Raw genomic sequence first — 19,546 nt, forward strand, 5'->3', positions numbered from 1 at the left:
GACGGTGACGACGACGAGGATCGCATTCGAGAACGTCGGCAAGGTCTTCCCCGGGCGGGGCGGGGCCGCCGACCTGGTCGCCCTCGACGGGGTCGACCTGGAGATCGCGGCCGGGGAGTTCCTGGTCGTGGTCGGGCCCAGCGGCTGCGGCAAGTCGACCCTGCTGGACCTCCTCGGCGGCCTGACCCGCCCGAGCAGCGGACGCGTCCTGCTGGACGGCGAGCCGGTGACCGGGCCCGGCCTGGACCGGGGCATCGTCTTCCAGCAGTACGCCCTGTTGCCCTGGCGCACCGCCCGGGGCAACGTCGAGTTCGGCCTGGAGGCGACGGGCGTGCCGCGCCGCGAACGCGCGGCGCGCGCCCGGGAGCATCTGGAACTGGTCGGCCTGGCCGGATTCGAGGACCGGCACCCGCACGAGCTCTCCGGCGGCATGCGGCAACGCGTCGCGATCGCCCGGAGCCTCGCCTACGACCCCGACGTGCTGCTGATGGACGAGCCGTTCGCCGCGCTCGACGCCCAGACCCGCGAGACGCTCCAGGACGAGCTGCTGCGGATCTGGGAGCGGACCGGCAAGACCGTCGTCTTCATCACCCACAGCATCGACGAGGCCGTCCACCTCGGGCAGCGCGTCGCCGTGCTCACCTCCCGGCCGGGCCGGGTCAAGCACGTCGTGCCGATCGAGCTGGGCGCGCGCCGCCACGAGGCGGACGACCCGCGCTCCAGCCCGGAGTTCGCCCGGCACCGGCACGAGATCTGGAGTCTGCTGCGGGACGAGGTCGCCCTCGCGCAGCGCCTGGAGAAGGAGAGGGCGGTCGTATGAGCAGCACCGGCACGCAGGTGGCGGAGGACACCGAGGCGCCTCCCTCGGCACCGTCCTCGGCACGTCCCGCGGCACCGCCGTCGGCACCGTCCTCGGCGCGGGCGGCCGGGGCGGAGGACCGGAATGCGCCCCCGCTCGCCCGTCGTGCGCCCGCGCGCCCGCTCGGGCGTCGCCTCGCCGGGCTGCTGCTGCGCGGCGTCACCAAGTCCGTCGCGATCGTCGCGCTGCTCGCGCTGTGGGAGATCGCGCCACGGGCGGGTCTGGTGGACTCCACCTTCCTGCCGCCCTTCTCCGTCGTCGCCGGGGACTGGTGGACCCTCGCGACGAACGGCCAGCTCTGGGCCAACACCGAGGCCAGCCTGGTCCGTTCGCTGAGCGGCTTCGGCCTGGCCGTGCTGGTCGGGGTGCCGCTCGGGCTGCTGATCGGCTGGTACCGGCCCGTCGCCGCGCTGCTGGGTCCGCTGCTGGAGCTGTTCCGCAACACCGCCGCGCTCGCCCTGCTGCCGGTCTTCATCCTGCTGCTGGGCATCGGTGAGACCTCGAAGATCGCCATCGTCCTCTACGCCTGCACCTGGCCGATCCTGCTCAACACCATCAGCGCGGTGCGCGAGGTGGACCCGACGCTGCTGCGGCTGGCGCGCTCGATGGACCTGTCCGCGCCGCGGATCTTCCAGAAGGTGATCCTCCCGGCGGCCGTGCCGACCATCTTCACCGGCATCCGACTGGCGGGGGCCGTCTCGATCCTGGTCCTGGTCGCTGCGGAGATGGTCGGCGCCAAGGCCGGGCTCGGCTATCTCATCAACTCCGCGCAATTCAACTTCGCCATCCCCGACATGTACGCGGGCATCGTCACCATCGCCGTGCTCGGCGTGCTCTTCAACCAGCTGCTCGTCGCCGTCGAGCGCCGCCTCGGCGCCTGGCGACTCCCGTGAACCGTCCTCAGACCCGCCTACCGAACCGCCTACCGAACCGCCCACAGCACCGTCCGCAGAAGGGAACCAGCATGTCCAGCACCGGATTCGACGTCCGCCGCATCGGCGGCCGGATCGGCGCCGAGATCCTCGGCGTCGACCTCACCCAGGAGCTCGACCCCGCCCTCGTCACGGAGATCAACGCGGCCCTGCTCGAACACAAGGCCCTGGTCTTCCGGGACCAGCACCTCGACGACGACCAGCAGCAGCGCTTCGCCTCGCTCTTCGGCGAGCTGACCACGGCGCACCCGACCGTCCCCTCGGCCGAGGGGCAGCCCAACGTCCTGTCCGTCGACGGCGAGGCGGGCCAGCGCGCCAACCGCTGGCACACCGACGTGACCTTCGTGCGCACCCCGCCCAAGGCGTCGACGCTGCGCAGCATCGTCGTCCCGCCCTACGGCGGCAACACCCTCATCGCCAACTCCCAGGCCGCCTACGAGGATTTGCCCGAGCCGCTGCGGGAGTTCGCCGACCGGGCCTGGGCGATCCACACCAACGACTACGACTACGCGGTCCCGCGCGACCAGCGGTCCGCGGAGCGCCGCGCGCAGTTCGTCTCACGCAAGTACCGCACGGCGCACCCCGTCGTCCGGGTCCACCCCGAGACCGGGGCCCGCGGCCTCTTCGTCGGCGGCTTCGCCCGCACCCTGCTCGGCTTCGACAGCGAGCAGTCGCAGGAACTGCTGCGTGTCCTGCAGTCCTACGTCACCCGCCCGGAGAACATCGTCCGCATCGCCTGGAACCCGGGCGACGTCGTCCTCTTCGACAACCGCGCCACCCAGCACTACGCCCCGGACGACTACGGCGACCTGCCGCGCCTGCTGCACCGCGTCACGGTCGCGGGCGACGTCCCGGTCGGTGTGGACGGTCGGACCAGCTACGTCGTCGAGGGCGACGAGGCCGAGCACTACACCCCGGCGGTGGCCTGACCGGCGGGTGGTCTGACCGGCCGCGCCTGATCGTCCGTGGGTAGGCTCGCGGGCCATGGACGTTTCCGTTGACGTGGACCCCGGCCTCCTTGTCTGCACGCTCGACGACCTGCCCGAAGCCCTTGTCGCCGCCGCGCACCAGCTCCTCGCTGAGCTGGTGCGCGGCGGCGCGGCGCTGGGGTGGGTGGAGCCGCCGTCGCAGGAGGAGGTCCGACGGCTCCTCACGGACGTGGCCGCCGCCGTCCGGGCGGGGGACGCCTCCCTGCGGGTCGCGTTCCTCGGTGACCGCCTCGTCGGCCTCGGCTACTGGACCCGGTACGCCCGCCCCACCCACCGGCCGCACGCCGACCTGCAGAAGATCGCCGTCGACCCCTCCGCCCAGGGACGCGGGATCGGGCGCGCGTTGGTCTCGGCCCTGGTGGAGGACGCCCGGGCCGCGCGGATCGAGGTGCTGACCCTCGACGCGCGCGGCGACAACGCGAACGCCCTCCACCTGTACCGCACTCTCGGTTTCACCGAGTACGGCCGCCTGCCCGACTTCGTCGCGGTCGGCGACCGCCGCTACGACAAGGTCCTCTGCATGCGCGACCTGCGGTCGGCCCCGAAACCGGCCTGAACCGCGACGGGGCCCGGCCGCCGAGAAGCAGCCGGGCCCCGTCGTTCACCGCAAGGCGTCAGGAGCTGGGACCGAACCAGCCCTGGAGGTCGGCGAAGACCTGCACCGTCCCGCCCGAGTTGTTGACGAAGTCGACGACGCCGTTCGCCACCGGTACGACGACCTCCCCGGTGATCTGGGCGTGGGCGGGGAACTGGAGCGCGGCCGAGGCCGGCACCGGCTGTCCGTCCGCGAACACCGTCAACGAGCCCGCGCTCTGCGCGCCGGTGGCGCTGACGCCGAGCACGACCGCCGAAGCGCCGGCCGTGGGCCAGCCCGGCAGGCTGGTGACGTTGAGCTGCGCGGAGCTGTGCGGCTGGACCGTCACGCCGGCTCCGCCGAGCCCGGACCGGGTGTCGAGCACCCGTGCCGGACCGGCGGCCTGGAACCAGGAGCCCTCGGCCGAGTAGAAGCCGGTGACGTCGGCCGTCAGATCGACGTTCCCGCCCGAGGCGTTGTACAGGTCGACGGTGCCGTTCACGACCGGCACCACCACCAGGTCCGCGACCGACTGACCCGGAGCGAAGCTGACCTGGCTGACCCCCGGGCGCCCGGTGCCGTCCGGATAGAGCGTCAGATAGCCGCCCTTGGCGGGCGCGTAGGTGGTCACGCTCAGCGCGACGGCGCTCACGCCCGTCTTCGGCACCCCGCCGTGTCCGGCGACCTTCAGGTGCACGGTCCCGCCCGCGGCGACGTGGGCCTTCGGTGCGCCGAGACCGGTGCGGGTGTCCAGCAGCCGCGCGGGGCCGACGGTGGTCAGCCGGGCGTGGCTGCCGCTGCTGGTGAAGTAGCCGGCGAGATCGGCCGTGAGGTCGACCGTGCCGCTCGAGCCGTTGTACAGGTCCACGCGCCCGTCGACGACCGGGACCGTGACCTGGTCGGACTGGGCCTGGCCGGTCACGAAGGTCAGGTCGGTCACGCCCGGCCGGGTCTTGCCGTCCGGGTAGACGACGAGAGAGCCGGCGCGGGTCGGCGCGAGCGCCGACACGTTCAGCACCACGGCGGTGACGCCGCTGGTGGGGACCTTCGCCTTGCCGGTGACCTGGAGTCGCACGGTCCCGCCCGCGGCGACGTGCGCCTTGGCGGCGCCCAGACCGCTGCGGGTGTCGAGGACACGCACCGGACCGTCCGTCACGAACGTGCCGGTCGGCGGCGCGGCGGGCGCGGCGGTCACCTTGAAGGCCCCGGGCAGGTAGCCCGGGGAGGGAGTTCCGGCGCTGTAGCCGATTCCGCTCTGCACGACGTCGTAGGTGCCGGGCGCGACGCCGTAGGTGTCCAACTGCATCGTGAGCGCGGTGCCGTCGGCGCTGATGGACTCGGGGTAGGACTGGCTGCTCGAAGCGAGGCCGTTCTGCGCCAGCGCGATACCGGTGCCCAGGTTGAGGTGGGTGCCGTGCACGACGACCTGGTCGGCGCTGCCGGCCGGACCGCTCGACGGCGAGATCGAGGTGACGACCGGTGCCACGGGCTGGGTCGTGCAGCCGGTGGTGCACACGGCCTGCATGGTGAAGTTCGCGGGCAGCGCGGTCTGGTACGGCTGGACCAGCAGGAGGTACTGGTCCGCCTGGTTCGGCGACCCGCCGCAGAGCAGGGACCCGCTGCCCTCACCGCACAGGCCGAACTGGGTCCAGTTCGCGTCGTTGTACAGGTTGAACCAGGGTGAGCCCTGCTGCCCGGCGCCGGGCACGCTGTAGATCTTGAACATCTGGTTGTCCTGGACCGAGACGACCGCGCAGTAGCCCGTCAGCGACTCGGAGAGCCGTGTCGTGATCGGGGCCCAGCCCGCCGCGCCGGAGAGCGCGTGGGCCTGGCACTCCGGCGCCCAGCCGGAGGCGGTGCCGATCCGCCAGGTGTCGACATGCGCGGTGATCCCGACGCCCTGGTAGCCGGAGGCGGTGATCAGGACCTGGTAGGTGCCCGAGCCGGTCACGTCGCACGCGGTGCCCCACTGACGGCAGACGACGGCGCCGCTCGCGTTCGCGACCTGGAGCACCGCTCCCGACTGGTCCGCGCCGCTCGCGCGCACGCCCAGGGAGAACTTGTCCGCCGTCGCGCCGGTGACCCGGACGCAGCGGGTGTCGAGGGCCGAGCCGAGCACGTAGGTGGTGGACGGGCCGCCCACCGTCGTGGAGGCCGCCGCCGGGCAGGTGGCGCTGCTGGAGATGTCGCGGCGGACCAGCCGGTAGGTGTCCGAGGCGCCGCTGGTCTCGAAGACCAGCGCGGTGTAGGCGACGCCGGCCGTGTAGGTGCAGCCCGCGGTGCTGGCGCCGATGCAGATGTTCTTGCCGGTCGGGTCGTTGACGTAGAGGCTGCCGTCCACCGCGTTGGCGTTGTTGGCGTAGTCGATCATCTCGCCGGTGGAGTGCTGGTTCGCCGGGATGCTGAGGCAGCCCGCGTTCGACGACGAGGTCAGGGAGACCGACGCGCCGAAGGAGCCGCCGAAGCCGGACTGCGGCCAGACCTTGCAACCGGCCTGGGAGTCGGTCCGCTGGACGACCAGCTGGTAGCCGGCCTTGTCGGGCTGGCCCGAGAGCACCGCGTGGAACGGGGCGGTCCCGGTCAGCGCGCAGGTGACGACATTGGACTGGTAGTTGGAGCACATCTGCGCCCCGGTGGCGTCGAGCACCTGCAGCTGCTGGGGCGAGGACCCGTCCGCGGTCGGCTGGTTGAGCAGGTAGTCGCCGTGCCCGGCGGCCGTCGGCAGGGCGAGGCAGAGCACGTCGCCCGTGCCCGTGAAGGTGCCCTTGGCCGCTCCGGTGACGAAGTCCGTGTCACCGGTCGCGACGCAGCCGCGGCTCTCGTTCGCGGCGAGGAAGACCACGCCGAAGTGGGCGGTGTACGAAGGGGCCGGGTTCGCGACGAAGTCGTAGGACCCCGCCGTGAGCTGGCAGGTGGGACCGCCGTTGGTGCAGGTCGCGGTGCCGTCCGGGAGGTACAGGGTGCCGGAGAGGCCGGAGTAGTCGGTGCTCGCCGCGTAGACCTGGTACTGGCCGTCGGCGGTGACCTGAAGGGTCCGGCAGCGGTCGGCGGAGGAGACGTCCGGCGCGGTTCCGTAGACGCCCTGCGGCGCCGCGACACAGCCGGAGGGCTGGGTGACGTCGTTCAGCTGGAGGTCGTAGCTGTCGGCGTTGCCGTACTGGTCGTCCACCAGGACCCGGTAGGGGCCGGTGCCGGTGAGGGGGCAGTCGCCCTGGTCGTCGAAGCAGACCTGGGCGCCGGTCGCGTCGTAGACGGTGACCAACTGCTGGCCCGTCGCGGACGATTCGCCGTGCAGGACGTGCCCGGAGGGGGCCGCCAGCGTGTAGCAGTCCCCGGCCGCGCCGGCGGCCAGCGCGCCCTGGAGGGTGGGGGTGGCGAACGACGGGTCGGCGACCTTGCAGGAGCTGTCCGACAGCAGCGGCAGGTAGGAGAGCGTGTACGCGGACGCGCCGCCGCTCTGCACCTGGAGGGTGTAGGTGCCGGACCCGGTCGTGGCGCAGCTCGGCAGCTGGAACCACTGCGGCTGCGAGCAGGTGACGGTCGCGCCGCCCGGTGCGGTGAGTGTGAAGGAAGGCGAGCCGTTCGTGCCCGTGAGCCGGACCAGGACCAGGTCGGAGGCGTTCGGCAGGGTCAGCGTGTAGCTGTCGGCGCCGGTGGCCGAGGGGCTCGCGCAGTCGTAGACCGTGCCGGCGTCGACCGGACCGGAGCAGGTGCTCGTCGTGCCGGTGCCGGCCTGCGCGTGCGCGAGCGCGGCGGCCGCGCTGCGGTGACGCAGCTGCTGGTCCGGGTGCGCGGCGGCCACGGCGTGCGCCTTGACCGGTGCGACCGGCTTGGTGACGGTCTTCGCCGGAGCCTTTGACCGGGCCTTCGCCGGTGCCTTCGCGGCGGGCTGCGCCGCCGGGTGCGCCTTGGGCGCGGGCCGCGCCGCGGCGGCGGCCGTGCCGGTCGGCCCGACCAGCGCGGCGACCACCGCCAGCACCGTCGCCAGCAGGGCGAGCAGGCTGGACGGCTTCGCCCGCCCCCCTGCCCCGGGTCTCCACCGTACGGATGTTCTCGACAGGCTCATGCGCCCCCCGCTTCCACTCCCGCCCGCTTCGCCTCCCCGGCGAAGCCCCAAGGGCAGCGGGAGCGTAGCGCGTCAGTTCGCAGGCGACACAGCGGATTGACGGGCGGAGCCCTGTCGGACGCGCCACAGCGCGTGGGGCTCTGTCGACCGCCGACGGAGCCCCACGCCCGGAATGCCCGGTGCCTACCGCTTCGCGTACGAGCGCAGGAAGAGCGCCTCGGCGAGCGAGAGGCGCTCCAGCTCCTCCGGGGAGACGGACTCGTTGACCGCGTGGATCTGCGCCTCCGGCTCGCTCAGGCCGATGAGGAGGATCTCTGCCTCCGGGTAGAGCGTGGCGAGGGTGTTGCAGAGCGGGATGCTGCCGCCCTGGCCGGCGATCTGCATCTGCTCGCCCGGGTAGGCGGCGGACATCGCGGCCGCCATGGCGGCGTAGGCCGGGCTGGCGGTGTCGGCGCGGAAGGCCTGGCCCTGGCCGCGGGAGGTGATCGTCACGTGCGCGCCCCAGGGGGCGGCGGCGGTGAGGTGGGCGGTGAGGGCCTCCTCCGCGCGGGCGGCGTCGAGGCCCGGCGGGACGCGCAGCGAGACCAGCGCGGTGGCGGCGGCCTGCACCGACGGGGTGGCGCCGACGACGGGCGGGCAGTCGATGCCGAGGACGGTGACCGCCGGGCGCGCCCAGACGCGGTCGGCGACGGTGCCGGTGCCGATCAGACTGACGCCGTCGAGGACCTTGGCGTCGGAGCGGAAGTCCGACTCCCCGTACTGCAGGCCCTCCCAGCTCTGCGCCGCCTCCGCCTCCAGGCCGCGCACCGCCGTCGCCCCGGTCTCGTCACGCAGCGAGTCCAGCATGCGGATCAGGGCCGCCAGCGCGTCCGGCGCGGCGCCGCCGAACTGGCCCGAGTGCAGGTTGCCGCCGAGCGTGCGGACGGCGACCTCGACCATGGTCATGCCGCGCAGCGTCGCGGTGACGGTCGGCAGGCCGACACGGAAGTTGCCGGTGTCGCCGATGACGATCGCGTCGGCCGTCAGCAGCTCCGGGTGGGCCTCGGCGTAGCGCTCCAGGCCGCCGGTGCCCTGCTCCTCGGAGCCCTCGGCGATCACCTTGACGGTGACCGGCACGCCGCCGTCCGCCTTGAGCGCGCGCAGCGCGGTCAGGTGCATCAGCAGGCCGCCCTTGCAGTCGGCCGCGCCGCGTCCGTACCAGCGCCCGTCGCGCTCGGTCAGCTCGAACGGCGGGGAGACCCAGGCGTCCTCGTCCAGCGGCGGCTGCACGTCGTAGTGCGCGTACAGCAGCACCGTCGGCGCGCCCTCGGGGCCGGGCAGCACGCCGTAGACGGACTGGGTCCCGTCAGGGGTGTCCAGCACGGCGACGTCGGTGAAGCCCTCCGCGCTCAGCGCGTCCGCGACCCAGCGTGCGGCCTTCTCGCACTCCTCCACGGGGAACTGCCGCGGGTCGGCGACGGACCGGAACGAGACCAGCTCGGCCAGCTCGGCCTTCGCCCGCGGCATCAGCCCGGCGACGGCCGCGGCCAGCTCGGCCTGTCCGGGCGGGGGCGTGGGCGTCTGCGACATGGGGAGCGCTCCTTCTGGGTGCGGTGGTGGACCCGCGAGGTGGATCCGTGGGGCGGGACCGGTTGTCCCAGCCCCACCTTACGATCCGACCGCGCGACCGGCCCCCGTGTCACGGGCGGACGGCCAGGTACTCCCATCCACCCCAGGCAGCGGCGTTGGCCGCGCCTGCAGCCGGGACGTACTCCGCGCGGATGCGCAGCGTGGCTCCGGTCAGTCCGCGCAGGTCGAGTGGGAGCGTGGCGACGCCCGCGCTGCTGATGGTGTGACAGGCGGTCGTGTACGTGGTCTTCCAGCTGCCGGCGGTCCAACGCTGGAACTCGAACCGGACGCAGGAGCCCGGCGCCGCCGGCGTGAGTGCCGCGGACAGGGACGCCGTCGCGGTGTGGTGCATCAGCAGATACCGCGTCGTGCCGCGCAGTTGTGTGCCGTAGGAGCCGGTCACCCGCTCGGAGAGCGCGGCGCCGGTCGACACAGTGTGCGAGGCGGTGGTGGGAGCGTAGCGGGAGTCCCCGGCGAAGGCGGCGGTGAACACGGTGTCGCGGGTCAGCCGGTAGGGGACGGCCAGGTTGCCGTGCTGATCGACCGCACCTGTCCTCAGCAGGACCTTGGCCGCGCCGTGCGGCTGGGCGTAGACGGAGACGGTGCGTCCGTCGAACGTCGTACCGAGGTGCGCCGTGACGGTCGCGGTGGCGCCGTAGGGGTACGTGGACGCGTTCGTGCCCACCGACAGGGCGGTCGCCGCGCGGCTCACCTGGACCGTGGCGGAGGCGGAGGCCGGCGCGTAGGCGGCGTCGCCCGGGTAGCTGACCGTGTACGTGTTCGCGCCGCCCGCCGGTGGGGTGTCGGTGACCGTGTACGTGCCGTCGGTGCCCAGGGCGATGTCCGGCAGGGCGAGGCCGTGCGGGTGCAGGAGGTCGGTGCGGGTGACGTGGAGGACCTGGCCGGGGTTGTGGTAGCCGCCGCTCAGTTGCCCGGTCAGGTGCAGCGGCACGGCACGGGGGGCGGTGGCCGGGCCGGTCAGGCTCGCCGTGGTCGTGCCGGGGAGCTGCCAGGGCACGTAGAACGTGTAGGACGAGGGCGCCTGGCTGGGGAAGCCCGCCGCGTCGACGGACCGCACGTAGAGGTTCTGGACGCCCCAGTCCGGGGCAAGGGTCAGGGTGGCGTCGCCGTTCGCGTCCACCGGCAGCTTCGTCCAACTGCTCTGGTCGTTCAGGGCGTACTCGTAGGAGCCGAGTCCGCTGGCGGCGCAGTCCGTTGCCGACGCGTCGGTGCAGCCGGGCGGCAGGTTGTCGTGGCCGCCGGTGATGGTGAAGGTGGTCGGCTGGCCGCTCTCCTTGGTCGGCTCGCCGGGCGCCCCGACCGGCGGGAAGTCCGGGTTCGTGATCACCGGTGAGCTGGGCGGGGTCGAGTCGACCTTGAAGTAGCAGGCCGCCGTCGGCTGTGAGTACCCGGTGCCGTCGTAGGTCTGGGCGTACCAGCCGTACGTGTGGCCGGACTGGTAGGTGACGGTCGCGGGGGTGCCGACCTCGACGGTCGCCAACGGAGAGAAGGGGGCGACCGAGTCGCCCTGCTGGGAGCCGTCGAGGTCCCAGACATGCACCGAAGCCTGGAAGTTGATGCCGTTCTGGGTCGAGTGCGGTACGTCGATCTGGAAGCCGTTGCCGGAGAGCCACCCCACCGGGTCGCCGCCGCAGCCGTCCGCGCCGGTCGGCGTGGTCTGCACGGCCTGGGCCGGAAGCGTCGGCGTCGGGATGGTCGGATCGATCGGACTCTGCGCCGAAGCCTCCGTCACGGACGCTCCGGCGAGCAGCAGTCCGGCCAGGGCGGCGACCGCCCAGGTCTGACGACGCGTCGGTCGGTTCATGTATGTCCCCCTCTGTCCTGCGCGCGGGCGACCGGCCCGCAGGGCAGGGGAGACTACCAGCCTCAAGATCCGTTCCGCGCGGGAGCGGTGTCACGTTTTGGCGGGCCGTCCTGTCCACACTGGAAAGGCAGCTCACAGCGGAAGCGAGGCGCGGGGATGGACCAGGACCGGATCGTGGTGACCGGGGGGACGGGCGTGCTCGGGCGGGCGGTCGTGGCGCGGCTGTCGACGGAGGGCCGGGCGGTGCGGGTGGTCAGCCGCCGGCCCCGTCCCGGGAGTGGGGCGGAGGCGTACGAGTGGGCCACGGCCGACCTGCGGTCGGGCGTCGGCGCGGTGGAGGCGCTGCGCGGGGCGCGGGCCGTCGTCCACTGCGCGAGCGGCTTCCGTCGCGGCGAGGAGGAGGCGCTCGCGCGGACGGTCGTCGCGGCGGCTCGGGAGGCGGAGACGCCGCCGCACCTGGTCTACGTCTCGATCGTGGGCGTGGACCGGATCCCGTTCGGCTACTACCAGGCGAAGCTCGCCGCGGAGCAGGTCTTCGCGGCGTCCGGGCTCCCGTACACCGTGCAGCGGGCCACGCAGTTCCACGACCTGCTGCGGGCGCTCTTCGCGTTCTCGGCGAAGGCCCCGTTGGCGCCGGTGCCCGCGCTGCGGTTCCAGCCGATCGACGTGCGGGACGTGGCGGCCCGCCTCGGCGAGCTGGCGCTCGCCGCGCCCGTGGACGGTCGCGCCCCCGACATCGGCGGGCCCCGGGTCCGCGACGCGCGGGAGCTGGCCCGCGTGTACCTGCTGGCGACGGGGCGCGGCCGGCGGCCGCTGCTCCCGGTCGCGGTCCCGGGCCGGGTCTTCGGCGCCTTCCGCGCGGGCGGGAACCTGGTCCCCGGGGAGCCCTACGGGCGGATCGGCTTCGAGGAGTACCTCGGGAGCGTCGCGGAGCCGAGGTCGGCGGCGTACCACCGGTAGCACTCCCCGGGCCCCGGCCGACCGGTCTGCGGGCGCGAGCCGCCTTCTGCCGCCCAAGCTGCCGGTCATCTGCCTGGTGACCGTTCCGCCCGCGAACTTGAATGTCCGCATAGGAGATCGCGATGGCGGGCGGGCGGGCGGACGGCAGGCCTGAGCCGCCCTACGCCCGGAGGAGGACGCCGGAACATGATCGGATCGTTTGGACTCAGCGGGGAGGGTGAGGTCGTCTACCGGCTGATGCTGGCTCAGCCGGACTGGTCGGTCGAGCAGATCGCGGACGGCCTGGGGTGGAGCTGCGACGCGGTGCGCGCCGCCCTGGGCCACCTCTCCGAGCAGGCGCTGCTCCGCTCGTCCCGGGGCGACGACGCGGTCTGACGCCCGGGCACGGCCGTCCGGTCAGTCGAGGTCGAGCCAGCTCCGGTGCCACAGCAGGGCGCACTGCCGGTCGCAGCCCAGCCCGCCGAGGGGTTCGCCCAGGCAGCGGAGACCGTCCAGCTGGTACCACTCGCCGACGGGGTACTGCCAGCGCGGCAGGGCGCGGGGGACGACCTGGCGCAGGACGGGCAGGCGGCGGCCGACGTGGCGGGCCATGGCGGCGTGGAAGGGGACGCCGAGGAGGGTGCCGTCGGGGCCGAGGGTCTGCTGGATCTCCTGGAGGCTGCGGACCGTGGCGTACCGCTGGGGCGCGGCGGGGGCGACCGGGGCGTCCGCGGGGCGGACCCAGTCGTCGCGGAAGAGCAGGGCGCAGCCGAGGCCGCAGCCCTCGTCCTCCGGACCCGCGCCGGCGCAGGTCGCGCCGCGGAGCGTGACCGTGCGGGAGATGCGGCGCATCCGGTAGTGGTCGTCCAGCATGCGGCGGACGGTGTGCTCGACCTGGTACGTGCCGCCGCAGAAGGACCACTGGGACCCGGTGAACCAGAGCCCGCCCAGCCGGTCGCCCGCGTCCAGCGTGGCGCGGACCTCCTCGACGCTGCGGACCGTGACCCAGCTGCCCACCTCGTACGCCGAAGGCCGCCCGCGCGCGGGCACGCCCGCGAGCCGCATCCGGGCGTGTTCGCGGATGCGGCGGGTGGGGCGGAGCACGCCGAACGGCGGGCGTGCGTGGATCGGCAGCCCCTCGTACTGGCAGCGCGCCGCCTGCATCGGCAACTGCGCTGCGGGCAGCGGCACTCCCGCGTTCCTCACGGTGTCGGCCGGGAGTTGGGACATCGGACGGCTCCTCGTCGGCAGGCGCGTGGGCCTCGACGCGGGCCCGCTCCCCACCGCCGATCGTAGCCAGCCGACTACGTTTCGGAACCGCCCATCACCCGCCTGGAGTACGCGAACGTACCCGTGTTGACGCACGACGGGCCGCCTCGCCGCGGTGCGGGCGACGAGGCGGTCCGGGACGAAGGCGGTCAGGTGGTGGTGGGGGCTTCGGGCGGAGGCGTCGAGTAGCCCTTGGGCTCCTCCTCGACCTCCACGTCGCCGATGTACTCCTGGGTCTCCTCCGGGCTCAGCGCCACGGCCTGGGCCCAGTAGTAGATGGCCAGACTGAACCCGGCGATGATGACCATGTCCCACCAGAGCGGCAGGCTGTTCGACGCCCCGCAGGAGGTGGTCGTGGCCGGCCCGGAACTGCAGTACCGGCCTCGCCAGGAGATGATGCCCATGCCCAGCAGGTAGACCGGCAGCCACTGTGCGGACCGCCAGTCCATGTGCGGCGACTTGGAGTTGAGCTTGAACGTCACCGACGTGCCGAGCAGCAGGTAGCCGAGCAGGATGCCGATGCCGAGGCGCCACAGCGTGTCGAAGCCGGACCAGTACATGATCAGGTTGGCCACGATGAAGGCGACCGGTGACCAGAAGTTGCCGGCCGGCAGCCGGTAGGGCCGGTAGCGGTCGGGATCGGACCTGCGCAGCACGCCGAAGGAGAGCGGTGCGCCCGCGTACATCAGCACCGACGCGGAGGTGATGAAGCCGACCAGCTTCTGCCAGGTCGGGAACGGCAGGAAGACGACCAGGCCCATGACGAAGGCGAAGAGCAGGCCGAACCACGGCACGCCGCGCTTGGTGGTCTTCTCGAAGACCTCCGGCACGTAGCCGTTGCGGGACAGGCCGTACGAGACGCGGGACGTCGCCGTCGTGTAGATCAGGCCGGTGCCGGCGGGGGAGACCACCGCGTCGATGTAGAGGATGGTGGCCAGCCAGCCCACCCCGATGGTCGTGGCCAGACCGGCGAACGGGCCGGCCTTGCCGGTGAAGGACAGGTTGGCCCAGCCGTTGGCGAACGCGCTGTGCGGCAGGGCGGCGATGAAGACCACCTGCAGCATGATGTAGATCAGCGCGCCGAGCAGGATCGAGCCGATGACGGCGACCGGGATGTCGCGTTTCGGGTTGCGGCTCTCCCCGGCGAGCTGGTCGGCCTGTTCGAAGCCCAGCAGGGCGAAGATGATGCCGCTGGTGCTGATCGCGGAGAGCATGCCCTCCGAGCCGAAGGGCGAGAAGCCCTGGTAGCCGAAGTTGTTGCTGTGCCAGGCGGTGGCCGCGAAGACCAGGATGGTCAGGCACGGGATCGCGATCTTCCACCACGTCGCGGCGCTGTTGGTGTGCGCCAGGAACTTGATGCCGAGCCAGTTGACGACCACGAAGAACGCCATGAACGCGACCGCGAGCGCGTAGCCGCCGCCGGTCAGGTGGTTCTTGCCGGTCTGGATCCAGCTCGCGTGGACCGAGAGGTAGTTCAGAGCCGCAAGGACCTCGATCGGGGCCACGGTGACGGCCTGCAGCCAGGAGAACCAGCCGAAGGAGGCGCCTGCCGCGGTGCCGAAGGCGTAGTGCGGGAACCGGCCGGTGCCGCCCGACACCGGATAGGCCGCGCCGAGCTCGGCGTGCACGAAGGCCAGGATGATGATGGCCGCGGCGCCGATGCCCCAGGAGACGAGCGCCGCCGTTCCGGCGGCCTGAGCGGCGAACAGTGCGCCGAAAAGCCAGCCCGAGCCGATGATCGACCCTACCGATGTCCAGGTCAGACCGATCAGCCCGATGTCGCGTTTCAGCGCGTGCTGGCCTCCCTTGGTGGGAGGCGCGGTCGCGGTTGCCAAAGGGATCACCTCAATCCGACGGGGTCAGTCGGCGATCTCGGCGAGCCTGAGCGCGGTGGGCGCACAGCTCCCCGCAATCGGAGCCTGGCGACGGCAACGCGTAAGCAATATGTAAATGACAAATCCAGCATAGGAGAGCAACCGTCGTCCGCATCTGCTGGGCTGCCCGGATTCGCGCTAGGGTCGTGATTCCCGGACGAGTGGGGGTACGCGGGGAGACCCGCGGGTGGACCGGAAGGAGCACGGTGGGCATGCCGGCGGACGAGGCGGTGATCGGCTGCACCGGACGCTTGCTCATCAGCACCCGCGGCAGCGAGGGCCCGGGTGAGGTGCTGGTGCGTGTCCGTGGCGGCTCCGAGGCCTTTCTGGCCTGGTCCGAGGAGCCGCTCGCGGTGGGTACCACGGTGCTGGTGATCGAGTCGCGCGGGGCGCGGCAGGTCGATGTGATCGAGTGGACAGATTCACTCGACGGCGGGGTGTAGACCCGGGTCCACCCCCCGGGTGTAGACATACCCGCGAGATGTTCCCTCACGGGGGATACCGCGAGGGTCCAGGATCTCTTGGACGAGGAGACGAGAAGGATGTTCGGTTACCGCGTTCCCGCCCCGGATGAGGCGATGCTGATCTCCGGCGGCAGGCGTGGGCTGGAGGGGGCTCCGTTCCGTGTCGTCACCGGCCACGGCAAGTTCGTGCTGCCGGTCTTTCGGAAGACCCGCTTCCTCACGCTGGCGATGTGCGAGGCGGAGGTCGCCGAGACCTGCGTGACCCGCCAGGGGATCGCGCTCACGGTCCGCGCCGTGATCGCGTTCAAGGTCGGCAACGACCACGAGAGCATCGTCAACGCCGGTCAGCGGTTCCTTTCCGACCAGGACCAGATGGCGGTGCTGACGGGGAGGATCTTCGCCGGCCACCTGCGGTCGATCATCGGCTCGATGACGGTCGAGGAGATCGTCACCGAGCGGCAGAAGCTGGCCACCGAGGTGCTGGAGACCTCCAAGGCCGAGATGGCCAAGATCGGCCTGATCGTCGACTCGCTGCAGATCCAGTCGATCGACGACGGCGACGCGGGCTACATCAAGGCCATGGCCGCGCCGCACAAGGCCGCGATCCAGCGGGCGGCGCAGGTCGCGCAGGCCCAGGCGACCCAGGCGGCGGCCGAGGCGGAGCAGGCCGCCACGCGGAACCAGGCCGAGTACGCCCGGCAGACCGCGGTCGTGAAGGCCCAGTACAGCGCCGAGGTCGACCGGGCCCAGGCGCAGGCCGCGCAGGCCGGTCCGCTGGCCGCCGCGCACGCCCAGCAGGAGGTGCTCTCGGCGCAGACGGAGCTGGCCCAGCGCGCGGCCGAGCTGCGGCAGCAGCAACTGGTCGCGGAGATCGTCAAGCCCGCCGAGGCCGAGGCCGAGCGCATCCGGGTGCTGGCGCTGGCCGAGGCCGAGCGGATGAAGATCCAGGCGGAGGCGGCCGCCTCGCACGACCGCGTCGCCCTGGACCGGATGCTGATCGACCAGCTGCCGCTGATCGTCAAGGAGGCGGCGGGCGGTCTGGCCGGCGCCAACGTCAACGTGCTCAACGGCGCGGACGGTCTCGGCGAGATCGCCGCCGGGCTGGTCGGCCAGGGCCTGACCATCCTCGACTCGGTGCGCCGCAACCTCGGCGCCCCGGCGGGCAACAGCGACGAGGAGTCGCGCCCGCCCGTGCGCAAGCAGCTGAACGGCGGTCAGATCGAGGTCGACTGACGGTCTATGGCTCCATCCCGGCCCCTGTCGGAGCCCGCGCACCGGCTGTAGCGCGGCTGTGACAGGGGGCGCACGGTTCTACGATGCGCGCCGGGCAGTCTCTTCTCAGAGCGTCAGCTCAGAGTCACCGGACTGCCCGACCCAGGGGGACCCACCATGCGCACCCGTCGCATCGCCGTCGCGATCGCTCTTGTCTCCGCCGTCACGGCGAGCGGCCTGCTCACGGCCTGCGACCCGAAGACCGGCCCCGCCGCCTCCGCTAGCCCGAGCGGCGCCGCCTCCGGCGGCGCCGGGGGCACCGGCGGCACGTCCGGCGGTTCGGCCTCGGGCGGCACGTCCGGGGGCTCCACCGGCGGTTCCACCGGGGGCACGTCCGGCGGCGGGACGGGCGTGCCGGTCTCCGTCAACGGCACCGGCGGGACCATGCTGACCATCAGCAACGGCACCAGCAAGGTCGTCATGAACGGCGCCGTCGTCGACTTCGGCGTCGTCGTGCGCGACCTGGCCTGGTCCCCGGACGGCCGCAAGGCCGCCTTCATCGACGGGAACGGCAACCTCGACACCGCCAACGCCGACGGCAGCGGCCGCGTCGTGGTCGCCCGCAACCCCGGCGGTCAGACCTGGTCCCACCCCGCCTGGCAGGTCGTCAAGGCGGACCCGCAGTACGGCAACATCCCCCGGAACAACCTCTTCTTCGTTTCCGGCGGCGGCGCGGGCAGCCGACTGATGGAGGTTCCGACGGCGGGCGGCACGCCGGCCGTGCTGCCGCTCGAGCACGAGGCGGGCGACAACGTGCCCACGCTGCCGCAGACCGGCAACACCTGGATCAACGGCAGCGGCAGCTACAACGGCGCGAGCGTCTACGCCAACCCCGGCACCGGCGACGTCTACATCCGCGACGACTACATCCGCCAGCAGGGCTCCGAGGTCACCAACGGCTCCGAGCCGGCCCTGATCCCCGGCCAGGTCGAGTCCGGCATCGTCTTCGTCCGCTCCGTGGGCGGGCACGACCACGTCTTCGTGGAGCGCTTCGGCTCGTCCACCGCGGACTCGACCTTCACCGACCTCACCCCGCACGCCACCACCGACTACACCGAGCCCGCGGTCTCCCCGGACGGCCGCACCGTCGCGGTGCGCACGCCGAGCGGTGTCGCGGTCGTCCCGATCGACGGCTCCGCCGCGCCGAGGCTGATCTCCTCGGTTCCGGGCCTGCCCGCCTACCGCTGAGCGATCTCCCGCTCCAGCGTGGCCAGATGCGCCGTCGCGGCGTCGTCGTGGGGGAGGAACTCGACGACGCCGAGGAAGCGGAACAGGACCTGGGTGTCCGTCACCGCGTACTCGTAGTCGGCGAACCCGACCACGGCGCCGGTCGCGCCGCGCGCGGCGCCCCGGTCCAGCACCCTGCGGCGCGCCTGCGGCCGCGCGAGGTACGGGCAGACCATCGACGCGTAGAGCATGCAGGCCCGGTGCCCCGGCCCCTCCCAGGTCGGGGCGAGGTTCCGGTACGGCGCCCCGGTGGCGAGAGCGGCGCCGATGGCCTCCGCCTCGGCAGCCCCGACGACCCGGAACACGGGCGCGTCGGTCGGCATCGCGGTCCCGCACACCGAGCAGAGGCGCTCCCGCGCGCAGGCCGCGCTCTTCTCGTAGTCGGTCAGCGCGAAGCGCGGCTCCCCGTCCTCGAACGGCGTGATGGCGGGCACGGGATAGCCCCTCGGGTCCCGCGGCCTGGCGGCCACGGCCCGGGGCTTCGGCACGGCGTCGAATCGCACGGGGGGAATCTACCCCGGCGCCGCTACTGGGAGAGCGCCTCTTCGTACAGCGCCTGGGTGTCCGCGCCGAAGACGATGCTGTAGGAGACGTCCGCGGTGTCGCCGCCCTGCTGGTAGCCGCCGATGACGCCGATGATGCTGCCGGCGTCCGCGTCGGAGTCGTAACCCGCGAGCCACGCGGTGCCGCTGGTGCCGCCGGTGAAGGCCGTGCAGTCGATGACGAGCTGCGTCTGCGAGAAGGCCGCCGCGTCGCCGGTGCAGGTGATGGGCTCGTCCGTCGCGGAGGGGTAGCCGGTCAACTGGACGGTGGCGTCGGTCGTGCCGGAGGTCGAGAGGGTGTAGCCGCCGCCGACCGAGGACTCCAGGCTCCGCCCGTTCTGGGGGGCGACGACGGCGAAGGCCACGTCGTCGTCCTGGTCGCCGTCGCCGGTCCACGCGGAGTTCTCGATGACCTGGGTGATGTGCCAGACGCCGTCCGGGGCGCTGCCGTCGCGATAGCCGGGGACGAAGACCGCACTGGTCCCGCCCGCGCTCAGGCAGTGTCCGGCGGTCACGATGAGATCGCCGGCGGGGCTGTCCACGACGCTCGCGGTGCAGTGGTGGTTGCCGGGCGTGATCGAGGACGAGGAGAAGATCGCCCCGACCTTCGCGCTCTGCTGCGACGCCGTCAGGACCTGTGACTGCCCGGTCGTCGTCCGCGGCACGTTGCCGCCGGAGGCCGCCGAGGGCGTGGGGGAGGGTGAGGCGGTGGCGGCGGTCGTCGCCGTCCTGCTCGGGCTCGCCGACGCGGACGCGGACGCCTTGACCGTGGCGGTCGCGCTCGGGGAGGCGGCTGCGGCCTTGGCCGCGGCGGGCGGGGACGCGCTGGAGCCCGCGGACGCGCGGCTCTTGCCGTGAGGGGTGGACGCCCAGGCCGTGGCGACGCCCGCGCCGGTGCCGGTGACGATCAGGCCCGCGGCGGCCAGCGCGGCGAACTTTCGTGCGGCCCTGTCCATCGCCATCCCCTTCCTCCCGTTTCGCATATCGAGACTTCCCCGTCGGCCTGAGACGGCGGTGGGAGCTTTATGGGAGCTGGATGAGAAGCTCGGTTCACGAACCGCGACCGGTACCGACACCTGTTCGGACCGGATCGCCGAAACAATGGG

The 19,546-nt window shown here is 72.8% G+C and carries 16 protein-coding genes; 9 read left to right on the top strand and 7 right to left on the bottom strand.

Going from position 1 to position 19,546, the window contains the following annotated elements; all coding sequences use genetic code 11:
* Nucleotides 1-4: 4 nt before the first annotated feature.
* The 4 genes from TR50_RS14535 (at nt 5) to TR50_RS14550 (ending at nt 3,336) form a co-directional block, all read left to right on the top strand.
* Nucleotides 5-820 carry an ABC transporter ATP-binding protein gene (locus TR50_RS14535; protein ID WP_042420504.1) on the top strand — a complete coding sequence of 272 codons (816 nt, stop codon included), beginning with the start codon at nt 5-7 and terminating at the stop codon, nt 818-820.
* Nucleotides 817-1,752, top strand: coding sequence for an ABC transporter permease (locus TR50_RS14540; RefSeq protein WP_042420506.1), 936 nt, complete (start codon nt 817-819; stop codon nt 1,750-1,752). The genes TR50_RS14535 and TR50_RS14540 overlap by 4 nt, the downstream gene beginning before the upstream one ends.
* A gap of 71 nt (nt 1,753-1,823) precedes the next feature.
* Complete coding sequence (locus tag TR50_RS14545; protein ID WP_042420508.1) at nt 1,824-2,720, top strand: TauD/TfdA dioxygenase family protein; 897 nt, start codon at nt 1,824-1,826, stop codon at nt 2,718-2,720.
* Between the two features lie 55 nt (nt 2,721-2,775).
* Nucleotides 2,776-3,336, top strand: coding sequence for a GNAT family N-acetyltransferase (locus TR50_RS14550; protein WP_084700272.1), 561 nt, complete (start codon nt 2,776-2,778; stop codon nt 3,334-3,336).
* A 58-nt stretch (nt 3,337-3,394) separates the two neighbouring features.
* On the opposite strand, the gene TR50_RS14555 is transcribed toward TR50_RS14550, so the two are convergent.
* The 3 genes from TR50_RS14555 to TR50_RS42530 all read right to left on the bottom strand — a co-directional run bounded on the left by TR50_RS14555 (nt 3,395) and on the right by TR50_RS42530 (nt 10,853).
* A complete protein-coding gene (locus tag TR50_RS14555; protein ID WP_152648401.1) occupies nt 3,395-7,420 on the bottom strand; it encodes a hypothetical protein in 4,026 nt (1,341 codons plus the stop codon).
* Between the two features lie 183 nt (nt 7,421-7,603).
* On the bottom strand, nt 7,604-8,989 hold the full coding sequence (locus TR50_RS14560) for a dipeptidase (RefSeq protein WP_042420513.1): 1,386 nt from the start codon (nt 8,987-8,989) through the stop codon (nt 7,604-7,606).
* A 109-nt stretch (nt 8,990-9,098) separates the two neighbouring features.
* The gene (locus TR50_RS42530; RefSeq protein WP_052440993.1) at nt 9,099-10,853 is read right to left on the bottom strand and encodes a hypothetical protein; all 1,755 of its coding nucleotides are present in this window, start codon (nt 10,851-10,853) and stop codon (nt 9,099-9,101) included.
* Nucleotides 10,854-11,009: 156 nt separating this feature from the next.
* Here TR50_RS42530 and TR50_RS14570 point away from each other — a divergent pair, with 156 nt between their 5' ends.
* Together TR50_RS14570 and TR50_RS14575 are read left to right on the top strand one after the other, a co-directional pair.
* Complete coding sequence (locus TR50_RS14570) at nt 11,010-11,813, top strand: SDR family oxidoreductase (RefSeq protein ID WP_042420515.1); 804 nt, start codon at nt 11,010-11,012, stop codon at nt 11,811-11,813.
* Between the two features lie 186 nt (nt 11,814-11,999).
* Nucleotides 12,000-12,188, top strand: a complete 189-nt coding sequence (locus tag TR50_RS14575) for a hypothetical protein (RefSeq protein WP_042420517.1) — start codon at nt 12,000-12,002, stop codon at nt 12,186-12,188.
* Nucleotides 12,189-12,209: 21 nt separating this feature from the next.
* On the opposite strand, the gene TR50_RS14580 is transcribed toward TR50_RS14575, so the two are convergent.
* Nucleotides 12,210-13,022 (bottom strand): hypothetical protein, encoded by an 813-nt coding sequence (locus TR50_RS14580; RefSeq protein ID WP_042420519.1) that lies wholly within the window; start codon nt 13,020-13,022, stop codon nt 12,210-12,212.
* A 188-nt stretch (nt 13,023-13,210) separates the two neighbouring features.
* Nucleotides 13,211-14,902 carry an APC family permease gene (locus TR50_RS14585; protein ID WP_084700304.1) on the bottom strand — a complete coding sequence of 564 codons (1,692 nt, stop codon included), beginning with the start codon at nt 14,900-14,902 and terminating at the stop codon, nt 13,211-13,213.
* Nucleotides 14,903-15,147: 245 nt separating this feature from the next.
* On the opposite strand from TR50_RS14585, the gene TR50_RS14590 reads away from it, so the two are divergent.
* From TR50_RS14590 to TR50_RS47905, 3 genes are all read left to right on the top strand, one after another.
* On the top strand, nt 15,148-15,378 hold the full coding sequence (locus tag TR50_RS14590) for an NfeD C-terminal domain-containing protein (protein WP_042420523.1): 231 nt from the start codon (nt 15,148-15,150) through the stop codon (nt 15,376-15,378).
* Between the two features lie 99 nt (nt 15,379-15,477).
* Entirely contained in the window at nt 15,478-16,632 is a 1,155-nt protein-coding gene (locus tag TR50_RS14595; protein ID WP_042420525.1) for an SPFH domain-containing protein, read from the top strand.
* A gap of 156 nt (nt 16,633-16,788) precedes the next feature.
* Nucleotides 16,789-17,859, top strand: coding sequence for a TolB-like translocation protein (locus tag TR50_RS47905; protein WP_042420528.1), 1,071 nt, complete (start codon nt 16,789-16,791; stop codon nt 17,857-17,859).
* Here TR50_RS47905 and TR50_RS14605 read toward each other — a convergent pair.
* Together TR50_RS14605 and TR50_RS14610 are read right to left on the bottom strand one after the other, a co-directional pair.
* A complete protein-coding gene (locus tag TR50_RS14605) occupies nt 17,850-18,401 on the bottom strand; it encodes a hypothetical protein (RefSeq protein WP_042420530.1) in 552 nt (183 codons plus the stop codon). The genes TR50_RS47905 and TR50_RS14605 overlap by 10 nt on opposite strands.
* Before the next feature lie 23 nt (nt 18,402-18,424).
* Nucleotides 18,425-19,402 (bottom strand): trypsin-like serine peptidase, encoded by a 978-nt coding sequence (locus TR50_RS14610; RefSeq protein ID WP_052440994.1) that lies wholly within the window; start codon nt 19,400-19,402, stop codon nt 18,425-18,427.
* Nucleotides 19,403-19,546: the final 144 nt, after the last annotated feature.

It is taken from the genome of Streptacidiphilus anmyonensis, assembly GCF_000787855.1.
In the GTDB taxonomy this organism is placed as follows: Bacteria; Actinomycetota; Actinomycetes; order Streptomycetales; family Streptomycetaceae; genus Streptacidiphilus; species Streptacidiphilus anmyonensis.